The sequence below is a fragment of the Neisseria sp. P0001.S005 genome, assembly GCF_051963715.1.
Genome location: NZ_JBQCTZ010001077.1, coordinates 1 through 236, shown reverse-complemented (window position 1 = coordinate 236; position 236 = coordinate 1). Strand labels below are relative to the sequence as shown.

1 pseudogene is annotated in these 236 nt (G+C 42.8%); it reads left to right on the top strand.

What is annotated here, in order from left to right:
* A pseudogene (locus tag ACTHSP_RS24115) lies at nt 1–236 on the top strand (POTRA domain-containing protein); the annotation flags it as partial.

The following is a 236-nucleotide window of genomic DNA, read 5'->3' as shown; positions in this document are numbered from 1 at the left end:
TGATGAAACATATGTCGCTGTGCGAAGGCGGCATGTGGTCTTGGATCACGAAGAGCAACCAGTTCAATGAGCAAAAATTTGCTCAGGACATGTAAAAAATTACAAATTTCTATCAAAACAACGGCTACTTCAACTTCCGCATTTTGGATACCGATATAAAAACCAACCAAGACAAAACCAAGCAGACCATTAAAGTAACCGTCAGCGAAGGCCACCGCTTCCGATGGGGCAATGAA